The sequence below is a fragment of the Rufibacter glacialis genome, from assembly GCF_008271745.1.
In the GTDB taxonomy this organism is placed as follows: domain Bacteria; phylum Bacteroidota; class Bacteroidia; order Cytophagales; family Hymenobacteraceae; genus Nibribacter; species Nibribacter glacialis.
Genome location: NZ_VKKZ01000020.1, coordinates 50,393 through 70,137 on the forward strand (window position 1 = coordinate 50,393; position 19,745 = coordinate 70,137).

General features: G+C 49.4%; 14 protein-coding genes and 1 pseudogene. 9 read left to right on the forward strand and 6 right to left on the reverse strand.

Annotated elements, in window-relative coordinates; genetic code table 11:
- Window positions 1–56 precede the first annotated feature (56 nt).
- The 5 genes from FOE74_RS08440 to FOE74_RS08460 all read left to right on the forward strand — a co-directional run bounded on the left by FOE74_RS08440 (window position 57) and on the right by FOE74_RS08460 (window position 4,705).
- The gene (locus FOE74_RS08440) at window positions 57–842 is read left to right on the forward strand and encodes a cysteine peptidase family C39 domain-containing protein (protein WP_149098172.1); all 786 of its coding nucleotides are present in this window, start codon (window positions 57–59) and stop codon (window positions 840–842) included.
- Entirely contained in the window at window positions 817–2,283 is a 1,467-nt protein-coding gene (locus FOE74_RS08445) for a RimK family protein (protein WP_149098173.1), read from the forward strand. Before FOE74_RS08440 ends, FOE74_RS08445 begins: the two co-directional genes overlap by 26 nt.
- Entirely contained in the window at window positions 2,280–3,521 is a 1,242-nt protein-coding gene (locus FOE74_RS08450) for a carboxylate-amine ligase (protein WP_149098174.1), read from the forward strand. The genes FOE74_RS08445 and FOE74_RS08450 overlap by 4 nt, the downstream gene beginning before the upstream one ends.
- Complete coding sequence (locus tag FOE74_RS08455; protein ID WP_149098175.1) at window positions 3,518–4,216, forward strand: N-formylglutamate amidohydrolase; 699 nt, start codon at window positions 3,518–3,520, stop codon at window positions 4,214–4,216. The genes FOE74_RS08450 and FOE74_RS08455 overlap by 4 nt, the downstream gene beginning before the upstream one ends.
- A 147-nt stretch (window positions 4,217–4,363) precedes the next feature.
- Window positions 4,364–4,705 carry a phage holin family protein gene (locus tag FOE74_RS08460; protein ID WP_372428437.1) on the forward strand — a complete coding sequence of 114 codons (342 nt, stop codon included), beginning with the start codon at window positions 4,364–4,366 and terminating at the stop codon, window positions 4,703–4,705.
- A 126-nt stretch (window positions 4,706–4,831) separates the two neighbouring features.
- On the opposite strand, the gene FOE74_RS08465 is transcribed toward FOE74_RS08460, so the two are convergent.
- Window positions 4,832–5,764, reverse strand: a complete 933-nt coding sequence (locus tag FOE74_RS08465) for a D-2-hydroxyacid dehydrogenase (protein ID WP_149098177.1) — start codon at window positions 5,762–5,764, stop codon at window positions 4,832–4,834.
- Window positions 5,765–5,946: 182 nt separating this feature from the next.
- Window positions 5,947–6,987 carry a nucleoid-associated protein gene (locus tag FOE74_RS08470; RefSeq protein ID WP_149098178.1) on the reverse strand — a complete coding sequence of 347 codons (1,041 nt, stop codon included), beginning with the start codon at window positions 6,985–6,987 and terminating at the stop codon, window positions 5,947–5,949.
- A gap of 432 nt (window positions 6,988–7,419) precedes the next feature.
- Between FOE74_RS08470 and FOE74_RS08475 the strand changes: the two are divergent.
- Window positions 7,420–8,001, forward strand: a pseudogene (locus FOE74_RS08475) (TIGR02117 family protein).
- Between the two features lie 443 nt (window positions 8,002–8,444).
- On the opposite strand, the gene FOE74_RS08480 reads toward FOE74_RS08475, so the two are convergent.
- A complete protein-coding gene (locus tag FOE74_RS08480) occupies window positions 8,445–14,018 on the reverse strand; it encodes a malectin (RefSeq protein ID WP_188686535.1) in 5,574 nt (1,857 codons plus the stop codon).
- 1,220 nt (window positions 14,019–15,238) lie between these two features.
- On the opposite strand from FOE74_RS08480, the gene FOE74_RS08485 reads away from it, so the two are divergent.
- From FOE74_RS08485 to FOE74_RS08495, 3 genes are all read left to right on the forward strand, one after another.
- Window positions 15,239–16,069, forward strand: coding sequence for a helix-turn-helix domain-containing protein (locus FOE74_RS08485; RefSeq protein WP_149098180.1), 831 nt, complete (start codon window positions 15,239–15,241; stop codon window positions 16,067–16,069).
- Between the two features lie 48 nt (window positions 16,070–16,117).
- Entirely contained in the window at window positions 16,118–16,714 is a 597-nt protein-coding gene (locus tag FOE74_RS08490) for a DUF417 family protein (protein ID WP_149098181.1), read from the forward strand.
- Between the two features lie 155 nt (window positions 16,715–16,869).
- The gene (locus tag FOE74_RS08495) at window positions 16,870–17,250 is read left to right on the forward strand and encodes a hypothetical protein (protein ID WP_149098182.1); all 381 of its coding nucleotides are present in this window, start codon (window positions 16,870–16,872) and stop codon (window positions 17,248–17,250) included.
- A 145-nt stretch (window positions 17,251–17,395) separates the two neighbouring features.
- Here FOE74_RS08495 and FOE74_RS08500 read toward each other — a convergent pair whose 3' ends face one another.
- The 3 genes from FOE74_RS08500 to FOE74_RS08510 all read right to left on the reverse strand — a co-directional run bounded on the left by FOE74_RS08500 (window position 17,396) and on the right by FOE74_RS08510 (window position 19,683).
- Window positions 17,396–17,893 carry a DUF4136 domain-containing protein gene (locus FOE74_RS08500; RefSeq protein ID WP_225840745.1) on the reverse strand — a complete coding sequence of 166 codons (498 nt, stop codon included), beginning with the start codon at window positions 17,891–17,893 and terminating at the stop codon, window positions 17,396–17,398.
- A gap of 141 nt (window positions 17,894–18,034) precedes the next feature.
- Entirely contained in the window at window positions 18,035–18,436 is a 402-nt protein-coding gene (locus FOE74_RS08505) for a methylglyoxal synthase (RefSeq protein WP_149098184.1), read from the reverse strand.
- A gap of 140 nt (window positions 18,437–18,576) precedes the next feature.
- Window positions 18,577–19,683 carry a tetratricopeptide repeat protein gene (locus FOE74_RS08510; RefSeq protein ID WP_192576599.1) on the reverse strand — a complete coding sequence of 369 codons (1,107 nt, stop codon included), beginning with the start codon at window positions 19,681–19,683 and terminating at the stop codon, window positions 18,577–18,579.
- Between the last annotated feature and the right edge of the window lie 62 nt (window positions 19,684–19,745).

Genomic DNA, 19,745 nt, shown 5'->3' on the forward strand with positions numbered 1-19,745 from the left:
GTTTGGTAACTACCTCGAAAAAACACGTATAAAAGGCACAAAAAGAACTGTCGCCTGTGCTTCCCGTTACCTTACTCAATTCGCTTAAAATCCTTACCCAACCAGATGATTCCACCTGCGGGCCCACCAGTCTGCACGCGGTGTATCATTATTTCAAAGATACAGTCCCCTTGGACCAGGTAATCTCTGAGGTGTCTTTCCTGGAAGAAGGAGGCACCCTGGCGGTGTTGTTGGGCTGCCATGCCTTGCGCCGGGGTTACCAGGCCCGCATTTACACCTACAACCTGCATGTTTTTGACCCCACCTGGTTTAAATTGAGCAAGGAGAAGCTGATTGCCAACCTCAAGGAGCAGTTAATCTATAAATCAGATGCCAAGTTGCACGTGGCCACCCATGCCTACATTGAGTTCCTGCGGTTGGGAGGGGAGATTTTTCACAAAGACCTTACCCTTAGCCTGCTGGACAGGTACTTCTCTAAAGGGGTTCCCTTGTTGGCGGGCCTCAGTGCCACCTACCTCTATAACTGCGCCCGCGAGCGAACCAATGACCGGGGCGAGGCCATTTATGACGATGTGAGAGGGGAGCCTCTGGGGCATTTCGTGGTTTTGGCAGGCTTTGACAACGAGCAGGAAAAAGAAAACGTGATCGTGGCCGACCCTTACCAGGAGAACCCGCTGTCTAAGAACAATTACTACAACGTTCCTATTACCCGGCTGCTCAACGCCATCATGCTGGGCATAGTGACCTATGATGCCAATTTATTGGCCATTGAACCAAAAATCACCTCAAACCAACCATCAGAACAACCCAATCTTCATGCGCAAACTAGTAGTGGTCAATAATCCCAAAGACTGGGATCTTGATGTAGAGGATGTGGAAGTGGTAGACGCGCAACGGTACCTGACAGACCCCGCCTACATTGAGCTTAAAAGTGCCCGTATCTTCAACCTTTGCCGGTCTTATAAATACCAGAGCAGTGGCTATTACGTCTCTTTGCTGGCAGAGGCCAGGGGGCACCGGGCCATCCCCAATGTGACCACCATTCAGGACCTGAAGTCCCAGACCATTGTTCGGGCCATCACCGATGAGATCAATGAAACCATTCAGAAGAGCCTGGCCAAGCTGAAATCAAAGAACTTCACGTTAAGCATCTATTTTGGGCAAAACGTGGCCAAACAGTATGATAAGCTAAGCAAACAGTTGCATGACCTGTTCCAGGCGCCTTTGCTGCGCGCCCAGTTTGTGTACAACAAAGAGTGGGTACTGGAAAGCATCAATCCAATACCGGTGAACGAGGTTCCGGAACACCACCTGAAAGACCTGTTCAGGTTTGCCAAGGCATATTTTGCCCGCAACCGGTTCTCCAGCATCCGGATGAACAAGAAAATCTATGATCTGGCCATCCTTGTAAACCCCGCCGACAGCGATCCACCCTCTAATGACAAAGCCATCCAGAATTTTGTGGAGGCCGCAGAATCTTTGGGCTTCTACACCGAGTTGATCACCAAGGAAGACTACCGGCGCCTCTCTGAATTTGATGCCCTTTTCATCAGAGAGACCACCTCTGTCAACCACCACACGTACCGGTTTGCCCGCCGGGCGTACGCCGAAGGGCTGGTGGTCATTGACGACCCAGTTTCCATTTTGCGCTGCACGAACAAGGTGTACCTGGCGGAGCTGCTGACCAAGGCCAAGGTGCCTATTCCCAAAAGCATGATCATCCACAGAGACAACTGCTGCAAGGTAGTGGAGGAATTGGGGTTGCCTTGTGTGCTTAAGAAACCAGATTCTTCCTTTTCCCAAGGCGTGGTAAAAGTGAAAACCAGCGATGAACTGGAGGATCAACTGAAAGAAATGCTCTCTGAATCTGACCTGATCATTGGCCAGGAATTCAAACCCACCGATTTTGACTGGCGCATTGGCGTATTGGACAAGCAGCCCCTGTACGCCTGCAAGTATTTCATGGCCAAAGACCACTGGCAGATCTACAACTGGGAAGGCAAGAAAAAAGACATCACCGGTAATTTTGAGACCGTTCCCTTTGAACAGGTGCCTTTCTTCGTGCTCCACACGGCGCTCAAGGCGGCCAATCTGATTGGTGATGGCCTCTATGGGGTAGACGTGAAAGAGATAAACGGGAAGGCCTATGTGATTGAGGTAAATGACAACCCCAACATTGACCATGGCGTGGAAGACCGCATCTTGAAGAAAAGCCTCTACCTCACCATTCTAAAGTCCATTAAGCGCCGTATTGATAACCAGAAGAAATTTATCCTGCCATGAGCGTAGCAAAAAGATTGGGATTGTTCGCAGGCTACGGCGTGGAGATGGAATACATGATCGTGGACCGCGACACGCTGCAGGTGCGGCCCATGTCAGACCAGGTATTACAGGCAGAAGCCGGTCACCTCACCTCAGATGTGGAACGGGGAGCCATGGCCTGGTCAAATGAACTGGTGCTCCATGTGCTGGAACTGAAGACAAATGGTCCGGCCCCTGCTTTGGCGCCCTTAGCTCAAATGTTCCATTCCGAAGTGGTGCGGGTAAACCAATTGCTCTTGCCGTTCAATGCCATGTTGTTGCCTTCCGGGACCCATCCGTTTATGGACCCTTTTTCAGAAACGAAGCTCTGGCCGCATGAAGCCAACGAGATCTACGAAGCCTACAACCGCATTTTCAACTGCCAGGGCCATGGCTGGGCTAACCTGCAAAGTACGCACCTGAACCTTCCTTTCCAGGATGATGGGGAATTTGGGAGGCTACACGCGGCTATCCGGCTCCTGCTGCCGCTCATCCCGGCCCTTAGTGCGGCCTCCCCGGTATTGGATAGTGCCGTCACTGGCTTGCTGGATACCCGGTTAGAGGTGTACCGCAAAAACCAGCAGAAGATCCCGCTCATAGCGGGGGAAGTGGTACCGGAGCCGGTCTTTTCAGAAGCCAATTACCAAAGCCAAATTTTCCAGCCCATGTTCCAGGCAATTTCGCTGTATGACCCGGAAGGCGAACTGCAGGAGGAGTTCCTCAATTCCAGGGGGGCCATAGCACGTTTCAGCCGGGGCGCCATTGAGATCAGAATCATTGACAACCAGGAATGCCCCTTGGCCGACATCGCCATTGTCACCCTGGTTTCTGAGGTGCTAAAGAAACTGGTGGCTCAAAGCTGGAGCAGTTATGAAGAACAGCAGCAAGTCCAGACAGTGGGTTTAGCGGCCGTTTTCATCCAATCTTTGAAAAACGGGCCCCTAACTGAGGTAGCTGACGCAGCTTATTTGCGCCACTTCGGGCTGGGTCAGGAAAAGGCTACTGTTCAGGAGATTTGGGACTATCTGTGGCAGGAAGTGCAGCAAGAACAGGCTTTTACCCCAGAAATAAGCCAGGCCGTGGAGGTCCTTCTTCGGCAAGGCTGCCTTTCTTTGCGAATTTTAAAGTTTCTGGGTCCTAATCCTTCCTTAGAAAAGTTGAAAGCCGTATATAAAATTCTAGCAACTTGTTTGTCTGAGAATAAACTGTTTCAGCCGTGAAAGACGAGCGGTTCAAAATAATTGTGACGTGTGAGCACGGCGGGAACGAGATTCCTGAAGAATATGCCTCGGGTTTCAAACCCGCGGATGGGGTGCTTTCTTCGCACCGGGGCTATGACATTGGCGCATTGGAGTTGTTCCAGAAGTTTAAACCGGTAGCAGATTTTTCCCTCTATAGTACCACCAGCCGCCTGGTAGTGGAATTGAACCGGTCATTGCACCACCCCCAGTTGTTTTCTGAATTCATGCTCCCGCTATCTACCGCCCAGGCAGAAAAGGTGCTGGAGCAGCATTACTATCCCTACCGCCAGAGGGCCGAAGCTAAGATTGAGGATTGGGTCCAGCAAAAATTCCTAGTGGTCCATTTGTCGGTGCACACGTTTACGCCTGAACTGGACGGAAAAGCCCGGAAAACCGACATCGGGTTTTTGTATGACCCTAAACGGGAGCGGGAGCAGTTTCTGGCTGCCCGCTGGCGCCAGCAGATGCAGATGAAAACCAAACACAAAATCAGGTACAATTACCCTTACAAAGGCACCGCAGATGGTTTCGTGACGCAGTTGCGAAGAAATTATTCCAACGACCAATATACTGGAATAGAACTGGAAGTAAGCCAGCGCTTTCCGGTGGAGAACGGGCCTGAATGGCAGCAGCTTCAGGACACCTTGGTGGCTACTTTTAAACTGGCGCTTTAACCTCTTCCTACTTTTTACAGTATATGTGCAAACAGACAAGTACTGTCTGGTACGCGAATCAACAGTTCTACCTAACTATGAAAAACTATGGACTTTTTAATTAACCTGCTTGTGAGTGCTGGTATTTTGATGCTGTTAGCTTACCTAATGCCACAAGTACATATCAAAAGTTTCTGGACTGCCCTTTGGGTAGCCTTTTTGATTGGTATTCTCAATGCCACCCTAGGATTGCTTATCCGGTTTCCGCTGAACCTGGTAACCTTGTTCTTCCTCCAATTTGTGGTGAAACTGGTGGTGACGGCCATTATTATTAAAGTAGTAGATGCCCTGATCAAGAACTTTGAGGTGAAAGGCTTTTGGCCGGCCTTGGTGATCGCCATTGCCTTAGCCGTTGCCAGTACCTTAATTGAGCGCAACGACGAGGAATATGATTCTGCTGAATATCAGAATGCGCTGGTGCAGCCCACGCAACCCAGCATGATTGGATAAAGGGAATAAAGCCCTTATAAGCCAAAAGCGCCCGTTCCAGTAGGAGCGGGCGCTTTTGGTTTTTTATAAAAAAGCTATTCTATAAAAAAGGAAGTTTCAACTTCTGAACCATGGAGTAAAAGGATTCTAATACCCCCGGGAGAGCGTTACTTTATCTGGTACTTCCTGGCCGGCCAGGAACAGCTGAAGGTTCTTGAGGAAACGGTCTATTTTGCCTTCCACCTCCAGGGCTTGCCCGCCGCCTGTGTGTTGGGTAAGCACCACATTGTCTAGTTCCCATAATGGGCTTTGCGCTGGAAGAGGTTCCTGTTCGGTTACATCTAGTACTGCCCCGGCCAAATGCCCTTCTTTTAGTGCCTTGATGAGGGCCGCCTCATCTGTGGTGTTGCCTCGGCCTACATTGGCATACACGCTCCCTTGCTTCATTTTCTGTAAAAACGCCTCAGAAACGTAGTTGTCCAGGTTGCCCGGCAGGGTGTTGATCACCAGATCTGTTTTGGGTAATTGGGCCAACAAATCATCATAAGAAAGGATTTGTGCCGCAGGATTGGTTTTAGCCGACAATTTAACGCTGGTGCCAAACCCTTCCAGAATGCGCTTTATGGCTTGGGCAATGGTTCCCGCACCTAAGATGATGGCAGTTTTATGGCCTAGCAACTCCAGCCGGGCCCGTACCTCTTTCCCTTGCCAGGTTTTCTCCCCTTGGAGACGGAGCAGGGAGGGAAGGCCCCGGTAAAAAGCCAGCACTCCGGCCACCACCGTTTCCGCACAGGGCTGGGCGAAATAATCCCCCATATTGGCCACCTGCCCAGTTAGCTCCACCTGTTGGTACTGGTCAAATCCCGCTGATTCTAATTGCCAGAATAAGAGAGCCGGGGAAGAGATTTGAAACCAGGAGGAGGGAGGGTTCCCGAAAAGAAGGTCCGCAGCCGCAAAGGCGTCCTCACTTTCTTTAGAGGAATCCCCAGAATAAAAATAAGGCGTGATAGTGGCGGGTAACTGAGATGAAAGGTACGTTTGCTGATTGAGGTCCAGGTCAGCGAAGATAAACAGGTTCATTTTCAATAAGCTTTGGCTCAAACAGAAAGGAGAGCAGTGGGAGTGAAGTAGCCCTTTTTTTAAAGAAGGGCTACCTGCATAGACGTAAAGACCCACTCTGGTGTTTTAGCAAAGAACAGGATTACCCACCGACCCTGCTCCATATTGGATTGTGAAACCCCTGATCCTTTGCTAATTAAGCGTTATTCCTCGTCCTCGAAATAGAGTTTATAATACTTACGGCCGTCTTCGTCTACGCCTTTCTCAATCATGTCTTTGTTACCATGAATGTACACGTGGAAGTTCTTGTCCAGTTTAAGCACGCTTTTAAAAACCCGGGCTTGTTTCTTCACCGCCTGGGGAGAGATTTCAAAGCTGTCTTCCAACTCCACGTCATAGTTCTGGCGGTACTCGGTGTCATAGTTCCTGAAGGACTCAATCAGCTCTGGTTGCCCGAATACCTCGGTAGCAAACTCATCTTTGTCAAAGGTCTCGTGTTTGTTGAAATATTCCACTGACTTGTTCAGAAGCACGATCTGGTCGGTTTTCTCTACCTCAAATTCCTCTGACATACGCTCTGAGATGAATTCCTTGGTGAGGTTAAGCAAATGGCTGGTTTGGTGGAACTCATTTTTCACCTGCGTCAGACCCAGGAAATTCTCGCGCCAGTATTGGGCTTCCTCGCCGCGGTTCTGGTTGTCAATGATGGCCACTATGAATCCTTCGTCACCACGCGTGTTGAAGATGATACAGCCTTTGTCAAACTTGTTGCTGTCAATGCCTTCCAGATAGGACATGGTGAAGTCGCGGTTTTTCCGGCTTACGTCAAAGAAACCGTTTTTCACCTCGGTCTTGAAAATACCAACGGCCTCTACCACGCGCTCTTCCACCTCGCAGTTGATGAAGTGCGCCACGTACAATTCCCCAGGCTTGATTTTTGGGTGCGTGGTGCTTTCAAACAGGTGCCGCGCAATGTTGCGGGAGTTCTCGTGGAACGCTTCCTTGTTGGCGAAAATATTGTCGGCGTAGCTGTACACCTCATTGAACTGCAAAGAGGAGGGATGGGTGAATTTGAATCGCTCATGGGCCTGGGCAAACTTGGTGAGAAAGAACTTCTCCAGTTTCTCGGTGAGGCTGTCGCCAAAATCAAAGGTGTTCTCTGACAAGGTCAGTTTCTGTTCCAAGCCCTTGTTGCCTACGTGGTGAATGGAAAGGTTAGTGAGGGAGGCGGTGTCAAATTTCATGTATAACGGAAAACTAAGCGAATCTCGTAGAAGCCAAAAGGCAGGAAAAGACAAAAATACGCAATCTGCCGTATCCGCTACCAGCCAAAAGTAATTACCTGGAACATTCTTGTTTTGGTCCTCTTTTTCAAAAAGAAACCGGAAAGGAGGAACCAATCAATGCGATAAAGTGCTCACCCGATGTATTTTAAGCTTTTTGGAGAAGGTTAAATGTCGATTGAAGTTTTTGGAGCGTTTTCGGTAAAGAAAGGGAAAACCAACCCAGGTCTTTAATATGGAGTATCTTTATCCATCTGGGCTGCAATAAAATGGTTTCCAGAGGTTTTTACTTTATTCTCCTTGAAAACTGCCTTGGTCTTTGTCTCTTATGCATTATTGGCGCTTTTAGCTGGCGTGGTGGTTTATTTTATCGCCGCTTTTTTATTGTCACGCATGAGTGTTCGGCCTGAACCTCAGTCTAATCCTGAGATCCCTATTTTTATTTTAACCAATGGCGTGCATACAGATCTGGTGGTCCCAATCAGGAATGAGGTGGCAGACTGGAGCTCATTTGTTCAGGTACAGGACACCAAAGGCCAGGACCAGCACGTGAACTGGGTGGCCTTTGGGTGGGGCGACAAAGGCTTTTACCTGGAAACACCCACGTGGGCAGATTTAAAAGCCAGCACCGCCTTCAAAGCCGCCACTGGTCTCAGCGAATCTGCGATTCACGCCACTTTTTATAAAAGCGTTGAGGAAAACGAAGCCTGCAAACGGATTATGCTCAGCCGGGTGCAGTATGAAAAACTGGTCCAATTTATCAAAAGCCGTTTTGACACTAAGGCTGATGGCTTGCCCATTTATATTCCAACCAACGCCAATTAAGGCGAGAATGATGCCTTTTATGAGGCCAAGGGAAGTTATAATCTGTTCTATACCTGTAATTCCTGGGCCAACGACGGTTTGAAAGCCTGCGGTCAGAAAGCCTGCGTCTGGACGCCTTTTTACCACGGGATTTTTTACCAGTATAGGTAGACCGTTTTAAAATTGATCTAGTATTTGCCGAGTTTGCTTACTTACTTAACATAAGCGTCTCTACTTAACATATAATAAGGTATAAGGCTTAATGTATAGGTCTACTTTAGTTAATGGGCTGCATAATAAAATGACCGATTTAATAGTCTTATAATTTATATTATGTAAAGTAAGTGTTTCTCTATGGAATGTAATTACTCACCTTAACTACTTCTTCCAAGTATAAATCAGATTCCCCTACACCTACAATAATAACATGGTTTTATGGCCGAAGTTAGATTTCTCTACTAACAGCCATAGAACCATGTTATCCTAATGCCTACTGTCAACTTATTTTGACCTTGGTAAGGAAGTTTCCCTGGATTTTCTTTTAAACCCGTTTTAGCCTTCGTTTGGCCAAAACAGGCTCAAAAGAAAATCCAGGGAAACTTCCTTTAGTAGAACTACAAGTTCCGGACAAGCTTCATGACTTTCCTGAAAGATTTGTCCGTTGTCTCCACCTCAATCAGATACAGGTTGTTTCTCGGGATCTTGCTCTCCTCAAAATCAAAGGTTATGGTTTCTGGCCCTGAAGATGTTCCAGTGAATTCCCGCTGGAAGAGCTGCCGGCCCATCAAATCCATTACCCTGATCCTGAACTGCTGCGGAACTTCTGAGGAAACCTTTAGATTCACTGACTGGTCAAAAGGATTCGGAGAAACTGAAACAGCTATTCCTTTCTGGTTGGGTTCCGGCTTTTCGGCCACAGAGGCTACTGCCATGGCGGTGGAAGTTCCGCTCACTGCACCAGACACCTCAATAGCTGAGATTTTAGGATTGTCTATGCCCCCGTCAGCTGCCAGGGAACTCAGGCGCAAGTCCAGCACCCCATCTGTGACATTCACCGTGAAGGTTTCCGTCACCGCCGCGCGCCAACCTACTTTTTTCACGATGTCATAGTTGTCCATTACCTTGGCTCCTTCTAAAAACACGTCAAAAACCCGTTTACCCGCCTTATTATGAACCAGTTCTGCAAAGTGGAGCACCACCTTGTATTGCCCGTTTATCACCGGAATAGCGTAGGTGAGCGTCTTGTCACCGTAGCGTTCTGTCTGGTACAAAAGCTGATCTGAGGTGCCTGAAATAGATTTGCTGTTAAAGTTGGCATACGAAACGCCCGTATAATACTGGTCCGCGGAGAAAGCCCCAAAGGAAGTGTTCAGCGCCCCCCCTCCCGCGTTCAGGCGGTACGTAGACGTAGAGGTTGGAGGCTGCGGGTTCACCTTCACGGCCACCTGGTCGGCCGGGCTCACGCCCGCCGAGGAGGTCACCTTCAGGCTGAAGACGTAGTCGCCGGCCACCAGGCCGCTCACCGTGGGCGAGGCAACGGTCTTGGAGCTGAAGGCGGCCGTGTTGGGGCCGCTCACCTGCGCCCACTCGTAGGCGGTGATGGCGCCCGAGGAGCTGGTGCCCGAACCGCTCAACGTCACGCTGTTCACCGGCAGGGTGATCGTCTGGTCAGGCCCTGCGTTGGCCACTGGTAACGAAGGCGGCGGCGGGGTTGTTCCGGTGCTATACACCTCAATCCCTGAAATCTTGGGATTGTCCATCCCCCCATCGGCCGCCAGGGCAGACATATAGAGACTCAACGATCCATCCGTCACTGACACGGTGAAGGTCTCACTAACCGCTGCCATCGCCCCTACTTTCTTGACAATGTCGTAGTTGTCGAGCACTTTGACGCCCTCCAGGTTCACATCAAACACCCGTTGGCCTAGGTTCTGGAAGTAAATTTCGGCGAAGTGCAGCACCACCCGGTACTGGCCACTGGCCACCGGTATGGCATACGAAAGCGTTTGGCCCCAGCCGTACCGCTCACTCTGGTAGAGCGCATCATCTGTGGTATTGGCAATACCGTTCCCGGTGGTGTAGGTTCCTCCGCTAGCGTAGTACTGGTCCGCAGAGAAGTCTCCCAGGGAAGTGCTTATTGCCCCCCCTCCCGAGTTAAGCCTATACAAGGCGGTGGACGAGGTAGGCTGCGGGTTCACCTTCACAGCCACCTGGTCGGCCGGGCTCACGCCCGCCGAGGAGGTCACCTTCAGGCTGAACACGTAGTCGCCGGCCACCAGGCCGCTCACCGTGGGCGAGGCCACGGTCTTGGAGCTGAAGGCGGCCGTGTTGGGGCCGCTCACCTGCGCCCACTCGTAGGCCGTGATGGCACCCGAGGAGCTGGTGCCCGAGCCGCTCAGCGTCACGCTGCTCACCGGCAAAGTGATGCTCTGGTCAGGACCTGCGTTGGCCACTGGTAACGAAGGCGGAGGCGTGGTTCCGGTGCTATACACTTCAATAGCAGAGATTTTCGGATTATCCAACCCACCATCGGCTGGTGCCGAACTCAACAACAGGTTCAGCATGTCGTCAGAAACTGAAACGGTGAAGGTCTCCATGACAGCTGCCCGTGGGCCTACTTTCCCGGTGATATCATAATTATCCAGCACTTTGGTCCCTTCCAGACTCACATCAAACACCCGCTGCCCAGGGCTTTGGAAATAAATCTCGGCGAAGTGCAGTACCACCCGGTACTGGCCGGTTGACACCGGTATGGCGTACGAAAGCGTTCCTGGTCCCCACCGCTCGGTTTGGTAGAGGCCGTCGTCAGTGGTATTGGCAATGGCGTCTCCCACAGAGAACGGGGACCCACCCGAGAAATATTGGTCTGCAGAGAAATTACCCATGGAAGTGTTCAGCGCCCCCCCTCCTGCGTTCAGCCGGTAAAGGGCGGTGGACGAGGTAGGCTGCGGGTTCACCTTCACGGCCACCTGATCAGCCGGGCTCACGCCCGCCGAGGAGGTCACCTTCAGGCTGAACACGTAGTCGCCGGCCACCAGGCCGCTCACCGTGGGCGAGGCCACCGTCTTGGAGCTGAAGGCCGCCGTGTTGGGGCCACTCACCTGCGCCCACTCGTAGGCCGTGATGGCTCCCGAGGAGCTGGTGCCCGAGCCGCTCAGCGTCACGCTGCTCACCGGCAAAGTGATGCTCTGGTCAGGACCTGCGTTGGCCACCGGCAGCGAAGGCGGAGGCGTAGATCCCCCAGGGTAGACCTCAATACCAGAGATCTTTGGATTGTCCATCCCCCCATCGGCTGCCAGGGCAGACATGTTGAGGTTCAACGACCCATCCGTCACCGACACGATGAAGGTCTCTGTGACGGCAGCCAAAGGTCCAACTTTCTTGACGATGTCGTAGTTGTCTAGCACTTTTGCCCCTTCCAAACTTACATCGAATACCCGTTGCCCAAGGTTCTGGAAGTAAATTTCAGCGAAGTGCAGCACCACCCGGTACTGCCCATTGCTCACTGGTATGGCATACGAGAGGGTCTGGCCCCAGCCGTACCGCTCGCTTTGATAGAGGGCATCATCTGTGGTGTTGGCAATGGCGTTCCCGGTGGTGTAGGTGCCTCCATTGGAGAAGTATTGGTCCGCAGAAAATGGTCCCATAGAGGTGTTCACTGCCCCCCCACCGGAGTTAATCTGGTACAAAGCCGGTTGGGCGGTGGTAGGACCATCATAATTTATTTTGATAAAGTCCCAGGTGGCGGTGAAGGCGCTTCCTCCTCTGGAAGTAGAGATAATACCGGTGGCCACTGGGGTTCCTCCCTGCATAGTGGTCAAGAGGGAGCCCCCTAGTTGAATGGGAGAACCTAAAGCCGTAATGGCGCCTCCATCTTTGGCATACTTAGGCTGAACCATTCCGGTAGAAGGATTAACGGAGAAATAGAGATCCAGCGCAGAGGATGGCAGGCCACCCGGCAAAGGGTACTGGAACTTGGTGACCACGCCTGCATTTTCATAGACCACCTCAATGCCTCCTACCCCGCCATTCGCGTTCAAGACAATTTTAAGGTAGTTGTCCTGATCCCCTTTCCCTAAGAAGATCCCCTGAGATTGGAACCCAGTAGGGGTGTTTCCATTGAAGAAGGGACCCAAGCACCTTCCCTGCACCGTATAGGCAGAAGCGGAAGCTTTATAACCGAACTGGAAGGCATTTTCCTGGTTATTCAGGGTGCCTAACGCATCACCCGCTGACACTGCCACCACAGAGAAGGCCCCTACCGCTCCGCCAGCGATCAGGTTTTCCTCATAATACAGGTTGTAATAATCATTGGTGGCCTGGCCATTGGTCATGAGCCCGGTAAACCCTAACCCAAAGAAGCCTGTGCCCGGGCTATTATTGAACAGTTCATAATTGATAGGTATGTTGGTGTTCACTCCATTTGTGGCATCAATGGGAAAGAAGTCCACATTGTCCCCTACACTATCATTGTCATCATCTGGGTCATTCAGGTCAGATTTCTTATCGCTATCATTGTCTGGGGGCATGCTGGAAGACGAACATGGGTTAGATGCATTGTCTATCTCGTCTTGATTAGAATACCCATCTCCGTCTTCATCAGAGGTACTGTAACTGCCGGTACAAACAAAGGCATCTTGGGGCTCAAAAATAGTGATGGCATCTGCCCCGTAGGTGCTGGCCCAAACCGTGCCTGGGAAAATATCAGTGTCACCCTGGGTAGTGACATCTAAGGGTTGGGAACCGAATCCTGAGGCAAAAGGTAAATCAGTATTGGTCTTATCAGAGGTGGTCTTGGAATTGGTGACATTGGTACCGTCTTCTGTGGGTGTGATCCTGAAAATATCACCAGAAAAGCTAGCGGCCAGTAAGGATCCTTTTAACCCATTGCTAAAATTAGAGGCAGTGTATTCGGCTATCCCATTGGTGGAAGTATGGAAGGTGAGCAGGGCCTTGTCGGTCACGCCCGGCATTTGGAAATCCCCTTCAATAGGATTGGCTTTGGTTACCGGCACTGGAGGCCAATCTACAGGCAAAGGATTGGCTCCTGAGGTACTTGTGCGCCAGACCCCAGAAGAGCCATTATGGGTATACAACCCGGCGCCGCCTGGGTTTGCTCTCAAAGGATTAGGGTGACCACCGTAATGGCTTCCGGGAACATAGGTAGCTGTATTCCCTATGTAATGTAAGTTATCCTTGTTATTCACCATGGGGTCATTGACGCCGGGGCCTGTTGAACCTGGTTCGCTGGAAAGGTAATTGTTCGTAGCCGTGCCACCAGGTCCTTCTTTATCAGGATATCCTCCCCACCCTTGGTTTGCCCCATTGTCTATGGTATAGATGCGGCCGGCTTTCCCGGGGGTTTTGGTGATAAGCAAATCAAAGGAATTCCTGAAACCTGGGGAATAGATCTGCACCGGTCCCCCAGTGACTAATTTGGCTTGGTTGAGGCCGTCATTACCCCCAAAAGGATCCCCTACATCGGCAGTGCCTACGTTGGCCCGGGTAGGGTCATCCAGGGTGGGCAAATCATATTTATAGGCCGTGTTACCGCTTTCTTTGGTAGGCATGGCATTGATGGCATTCAGGTCGATAGACAGAATAGCCGCACTCAAGGCAAACTCATTTAAATAGGCGAAGTTAACGGACGGGGCCCCTGCATTGGTATGGCCTCCCAAGGCCAGGTAAAGGATATTCTTCGCCTCGTCTAGCTGTATGCCATTGGTAGAGTGGTTTTCTTCCGAGCGGGGTAATCCTCTTACCAAGTCTATTTTACTCCAGGAGCCACCTGATTTGGTAAGGCGGGAGACAATACCGGAATTGGTATCCAGGTTCTGGTCTCCGCCAGGCCCCCCTATCCTACTATCGCTGGAAGTGACATATAGAATAGGGTTTGCTGCCGTTCCTGTGACCAGGAGACTGGTCACCTGCCGGGTAGTAAGCCAACCAGGCGCCAAATTCCCATCATCATCATGGTTGGGAATGAGGTTAATCAGGTTGATGGATTCCTGGGCGGTGACGGAGTAGTTATTAGCCCCATTTTTCGCAATGGTCAAGGCAAAGATGAACCCGTTCTGTTGGGCAACATATAACCTACCATCGGGCCCAAACTGGAGGGAGGTGGGGTTGTCAAGGGTGATGTTCTTCAAGCCACTGGTGGAGAAGCTGAATTGAGCATTGGCCAGCATGGCACCCGTTAAATCTTCTGGCGGAAGCTTGGCTTTTGGTTTCTTTTCTCTTTTTGGTTGGTCACCATTGCCCTGGGCATGAACCAAGTTAGAGAGCCCAGGAAAAAGTACTAGGTAAAAAGTAAAAAATAGAAGGCAGGACCATTTACCCACAAGTTTTTTTGTAGATACCTTTTTCATATTAAACCTTACTCAATGATTTTTTACGCTGACGATGATTACCAAATGGGCTTGTATTACTTCAAATTTGAAAAATGAAAGCCCCGCAGGATTTCTACACTAGAGGTAGAAACCTTAAGAATGGAAAACCTGATCTGGAGATCGCATGAACGGCCCTGACCTAAATTATTTAGGGTTAATTGACCTGTAAAATAAATGCATGTAATTACATCTTTCTACAAATAATCTAACAAGAGGATTTTAGGAAATTAAAGATGAAAGGGAGGAATAAAGGAAAATCTTTTGGGTTACCTTTTTTAGGCTACTGTAGCCACGGATACACCATATATCTCACAGGATGCGGAGAGGCATTAACGTAAAACCAATCTAACAATCAGCCACCAAAGACACACAACCAACAAATCACAGCTGTTACAGTAGGTTTTATTAAAAAACAATAATGAACCACTTTTCTAATTAGAAGCCCTAAACGTACTTATAACTACCTTTTAACGTCACCCGTAAAATTTTCTATACGGCTCTCATTCCACTAGTGGGACCTGGTATTCACTTTGAAAATAAAATATGATTTTTACTGCAATGGTTCTCGCAAACAGAAAGGAGCGGATTCTAGTTTTCACAAAGAAAGACGTACCGTAAATTTCTCCCCTTATTTGTTATGGAAGTAAATAAGAAGATTCTAAAAAATCAATAAATTTTAGTTAAAGTTTACCTAATTTCAATTAATACTCCTTGATTTTTTTCATTTCTTTAGTGTTATGAAAAATAAAATTCCTTTTTAGTAGCTACTCCTTACATTATGTTAAGCGCTTTTTAAACATAGCCTGTTATTCTTCGTTAAGCTTTAGTTCTTTTTTGCCTACGATGGCCTATAAAATCTTTCCCCTCTTTTTGCGTTTGTTTTGATGAAGTAGGCATATACCAATACAAGTGACCTGCTCATCCTTTGGCCAGAGTTATTTTGCCATTGGACTAATAAAGAGATTTGGAACTTTAGCTGACGTAAGGTTTATCTTTGTCTTTCCCAGTAAGTCCCGGTTATGATTTCAGTGCCAGACATGTTTCAGCTCCAAGCCTTGACGGCAAGGTTCTTCCATCACCCTAAATCCTCAGAGCTTTACCAGATTCTGTTGTTGGAAGGAAACGGAACCATCAGCGTTGATTTTACAGAATATGAGTTTGAGGGGAAGATCGCCCTTTTCACTACTCCTTACCAGCACCTTAGCATTTCCAGCCCTGTTGACCTGCCCGTTGCCCGATTAGCTTTTCATGGGGACTTCTACTGTATTGAATACCATAAACAGGAAGTGGCCTGCAACGGGTTGCTATTCAACAATATCTACAAGAAGCCTTTTATCCACCTCAAAGACAAGGAACTAGACCAGGTCTTTGAGAAACTGCGCTTTGAAGTAGAAAAGGATGAACCTTATTCAGAACCTGTTCTAAGGACCTACCTGCAATTAGTGCTGGCCATTTCAAGCAAGATCAAAAGGCAAGAGCAGCAACTGGAGCCAAGCTCCATTGAGTCAGGGTTGGAAAAATTCCAGGAGCTTCTGGAGGCCCACTTTTTGACCCAACGAAGCCCCTTGTTCTATAGCGACCAGTTGGCCATTTCACCCACCGTGTTCACTAAAAAGTGTAAGCTCCTCTTCGGCAAGCCTCCTTCCCTGCTGATTCAGGAACGAGTAATGCTGGAAGCAAAAAAGCAGCTTCACCTCACCCGTAAAAGCATCAAAGAAGTCGCCGGTTTCCTTCAATTCGAGGATGAGCATTATTTCAGCCGGTTTTTTAAAAAACACACGGGAATCTCCCCTACCGTCTTCCGGGAAAAAGTGGGTATTTCCATTGTGGCAGATTTGTCCATGAGATAGCCGCTTCTGTCCATTCCCTTCCAGCCTTACCTGGGGTAGTTTTGGGTCATGAAAGACTCCACCTATAAATTCCTGCAGGTAGTGGCAGATGCCCAACTTACTTTTATCCATTTTACCAGGATCGCTATCTTCCTTGTCATGGCTTGGATTGGCGGCCTCAAGGCCTTCCAGTATGAAGCCGATGGGATTGTTCCCTTCGTGGCCAACAGCCCCTTCATGAGCTTCTTTTACAGCAAAGACGCGCCGGAATACCAGCAATACAAGAACAAGGAAGGTGAGGTAGTACCAGAAAACATTACCTGGCACCAGGAAAACAACACCTATACCTTTTCCTACGGCCTGGGTGCCGTCATCATAACCATTGGGCTTTTGACCTTGTTTGGCATTTTCAATGCGAAACTAGGGCTTATTGGAGGCCTGCTTACTGCGGGCATGTCCGTTGTCACCCTCTCCTTCCTGATAACCACCCCAGAGACCTTCGTGCCTAACCTGGGCGGACCAGATCATGGCTTCCCTTACCTATCAGCTGCCGGAAGGTTGGTCATCAAAGACATTATCATGCTCGGTGCTGGATTAGTAGTGGCTTCAGACGCGGCCAGAACCCTTTTACGCAGCCAAAGACCCGCTTCGTTGGCAAAGGCATAGGTATGGGGATTTCCTGCCTCTTTGGCTAAGGAAGGCTCCTTGTTCTTCCATAATACCTGCAGGACTGTCCTTGTTCTAACCACGGGTTTTGGAAGTTGGCACAACTTTACCAGGCGTTTATCGGTAGGTGATAAAAGAAAACAACTAGCGTACCTATGGCTACACAGACATTCTTTGACGAATTATTGAATACCAAGCAAAAGAAACTGGCCTTCTTCCAAAACCTGATTTTGGTGGCCATTGCTGATAAATATGTAGACCAGAAAGAAAGCGATTTCCTGGTGTCCATTGGCCAGCGGCTGGGCCTGACAGAAGAGGATACCACCCCCATTGCTGACAACCTGTCGGTTCTCTCATTCATCATTCCGGAAGAAGGTTTACACCGCACCCTGGAATTGCAAAGCCTGGTGATGATGGTGCTGCAGGATGGTCAGATTGAAGACCGTGAATATCAGCTTTGCCTGGAATACGCCCGGAGAATTGGGTATGGCAAAGAAACTTTAGATGAGTTCATCGCTGATTTAAGGAAATCATAAGTCGGCTTCTCCCCTAGTTTTAAGGGTAATTTCAGGAAATTGAACCAGAAACAGTTTCTAAATCCAAAGAAAAAGCCTTTCCTCACAGGAAAGGCTTTTTCTTTGGATTTATCTTTTACTTAAGGCCGAGTAAGGGTTGGGTTGGCTAAGGCTTGCCTGAGACACCGCCCGTAACTGGAATAGAACTGAAAAGCTTCTCCACTCCTGCTGAAATCCGCTCCTGTACTTTGCCTTCCTTTCCGGGTATGACTGATTCTGCCTCGCTTCCCCAGACCAACTCATTCCGGGCCCGGTCTACCAGATGGACGGATATGGTGCCTTCTTTGTATCGGCCTACCTCCACTTCTTTGCTTTTCCAGGTATACCGGCGCTGCCCCATATAATAAGGAGGATCAGACCTTATATCGGTTTGGCGGGTTTGGGTTTTCTCCTGCACCACCACCCCCAGGTTCACCAGTAGGTCGGGTTCAGTAGTGGTTTGGGTTAATCCCCGCTGCTTTAGCTGAGAGGCTACCTCTCTTTGCAGCGAGGCTAGGTATTCTGAAGGGATATTTACGCCGGAGGAATCAGCCTTCACCTCCATAAACCCAAAGGTCTGATAGCTTCCCAGGTTAAACCCAGGGGAGGTTTGGGTATTCAGCACTCTTACCGGGGAACAGGCCGGAGCTCCTGCCAAAAGCCCTACCCACAAAAAAACAAAAGTGAATTTTCTCATCTGCCGCAAACTTCTTTCCACCCACTTGTACTTGTTTGAGGGACTTTGGTTGTGGCGAGCCGCTGGCGTTTACCGGTTGTTGGTTTTGGCTGCCATTTCGGCTTCCAGGCCTTTGACCAGAAGCCGGGCCGCTGAGGGGTTAGTGGCCAAGGGCACGTTATGCAAATCACAGAGGCGCATGAGCATCTGCACATCTGGTTCATGCGGGTGTTTGCCCAGGGGGTCCCGGAAAAACAAGACGGCCAGAATCTTTCCTTCGGCCACCAGGCTGGCAATCTGGGCGTCCCCCCCTTTGGGACCGGAGAGGAGTTTCTTTACTTTGAGGCCGGTCTGTTCTACATGGTTGCCGGTGGTGCCGGTGGCCACCAGCTTGGTGTTCTGGAAAAGAGCGGTATGGTCTTTCACAAAGGCTACCATTTCGGCTTTTTTACCGTCATGGGCAATGATCGCGATTCTTTTTTCAGTTGCCATAAGGGATATTCTTGAGGAGCTAAAACTACTGGATTTTCTGGATTAGTGCCTTTCTCTCCCGGAGTTTCTGGACTGTTTTTGCAAAAAGTGCACAAAAAAAGGGCCTTCTACAAGAAAGGCCCTTTTTTCAATAATTCATCTTATAAAGTCTGGAGCAAGGCATCCATGCGCTTGGCATCCGCTTGTTTGTCAAGGGCGGTGTACACCTTCAGCAAAGACTGAATGGTGGTACGGTCCTTCGGTTGTGCTTTCAAGGCATTCTCAAAGTAAGGCATGGCTTGCGTGAAATACTTTTTCGCTTCAGCTTGAATAGCCTTTCCGCTTTTTTGGTATTCCGCCAGGCTCATCTTGTTGGCTTTGTTGTTCAGGTTAGCACCTTTGTTGAAATAGAACACGCCAAGGTTGTACTGGGCATCAAAGTTATTGGGGTCCAGTTCAGCTGCTTTTTTGTAAGAAGCCAATGCCTCATCAGCTTTGTTCACGCGCTCCAGGATATTCCCACGTACGGTGTATAAGTTGGCATTGGTAGGGTCTGCTTTGATGGCAGCGTCCAGTTTGTCCATGCTTTCTTTCTCCCGGCCAGATTTCAGGTACAGGTCAAGTTCCTGCAGCATGAAGTTACGGTCATTGGGGTATTTAGCGCGTGCTTTCTCTAAAATGGCCAAAGCTTCTTTGTCGTTCTTCTCCACGTTGTTGGCAATGTACAGCAACTGGCCAAAAACGGCGGGTGAAGCAAGGTTCTTGTCTACCAACTGGTTGTACAGTTTCTTGGCAGATGCGTAATCCTCTGCTCCAGCGGCGGCATAAGCGGCATAGATATAGGCAGTGGTGTCTTCTGGCTTGTAGGTGATGGCCTGCATATAAGCCTTCTGGGCTTCAGCGAACTTTTTGTTGTTGTAGTTCTCTACCCCTGAATTCAGGGCAAAGGCATACATGTTGTTCACCAACATCTCCTGACGCTTCTTGGCCTCATCTGTGAATTCCTTTTTCTTGGTTTCCAGAGCCGGAACCTTGGCAAACGCCTCATACGCCTGCTTAGAAGCCTCCGCCGGATCCATCAGTTTACCATAGATGGGGTGCTGCGACAGATCCTGGTAAATAACGCCTTTGTAATACCACGCCTTAGGGTTGGAGCTGGTTTTCTCATGGGCTACGGCTTTGTCAATTTCTTCTTTGGCCTTGTCCAAGGTACCTTTCTGCTGATACATGATGGCGTTGGTGATGGCAGAAGTCTGAGCAACTGCCATATGCATGGTAACTGCCGCTGCTGCTGTTAAAAGAAACTTTCTCATTGCTTTCTCTATGTTAG

Coding starts and splice junctions, on each gene's coding strand:
- FOE74_RS08445 (WP_149098173.1), top strand. CDS start 817: ATGCGCAAACTAGTAGTGGTCAATAATCCCAAAGACTGGGATCTTGAT.
- FOE74_RS08450 (WP_149098174.1), top strand. CDS start 2,280: ATGAGCGTAGCAAAAAGATTGGGATTGTTCGCAGGCTACGGCGTGGAG.
- FOE74_RS08460 (WP_372428437.1), top strand. CDS start 4,364: ATGCCACAAGTACATATCAAAAGTTTCTGGACTGCCCTTTGGGTAGCC.
- FOE74_RS08465 (WP_149098177.1), bottom strand. CDS start 5,764: ATGAACCTGTTTATCTTCGCTGACCTGGACCTCAATCAGCAAACGTAC.
- FOE74_RS08470 (WP_149098178.1), bottom strand. CDS start 6,987: ATGAAATTTGACACCGCCTCCCTCACTAACCTTTCCATTCACCACGTA.
- FOE74_RS08480 (WP_188686535.1), bottom strand. CDS start 14,018: ATGCTGGCCAATGCTCAATTCAGCTTCTCCACCAGTGGCTTGAAGAAC.
- FOE74_RS08485 (WP_149098180.1), top strand. CDS start 15,239: ATGATTTCAGTGCCAGACATGTTTCAGCTCCAAGCCTTGACGGCAAGG.
- FOE74_RS08490 (WP_149098181.1), top strand. CDS start 16,118: ATGAAAGACTCCACCTATAAATTCCTGCAGGTAGTGGCAGATGCCCAA.
- FOE74_RS08495 (WP_149098182.1), top strand. CDS start 16,870: ATGGCTACACAGACATTCTTTGACGAATTATTGAATACCAAGCAAAAG.
- FOE74_RS08505 (WP_149098184.1), bottom strand. CDS start 18,436: ATGGCAACTGAAAAAAGAATCGCGATCATTGCCCATGACGGTAAAAAA.
- FOE74_RS08510 (WP_192576599.1), bottom strand. CDS start 19,683: ATGGCAGTTGCTCAGACTTCTGCCATCACCAACGCCATCATGTATCAG.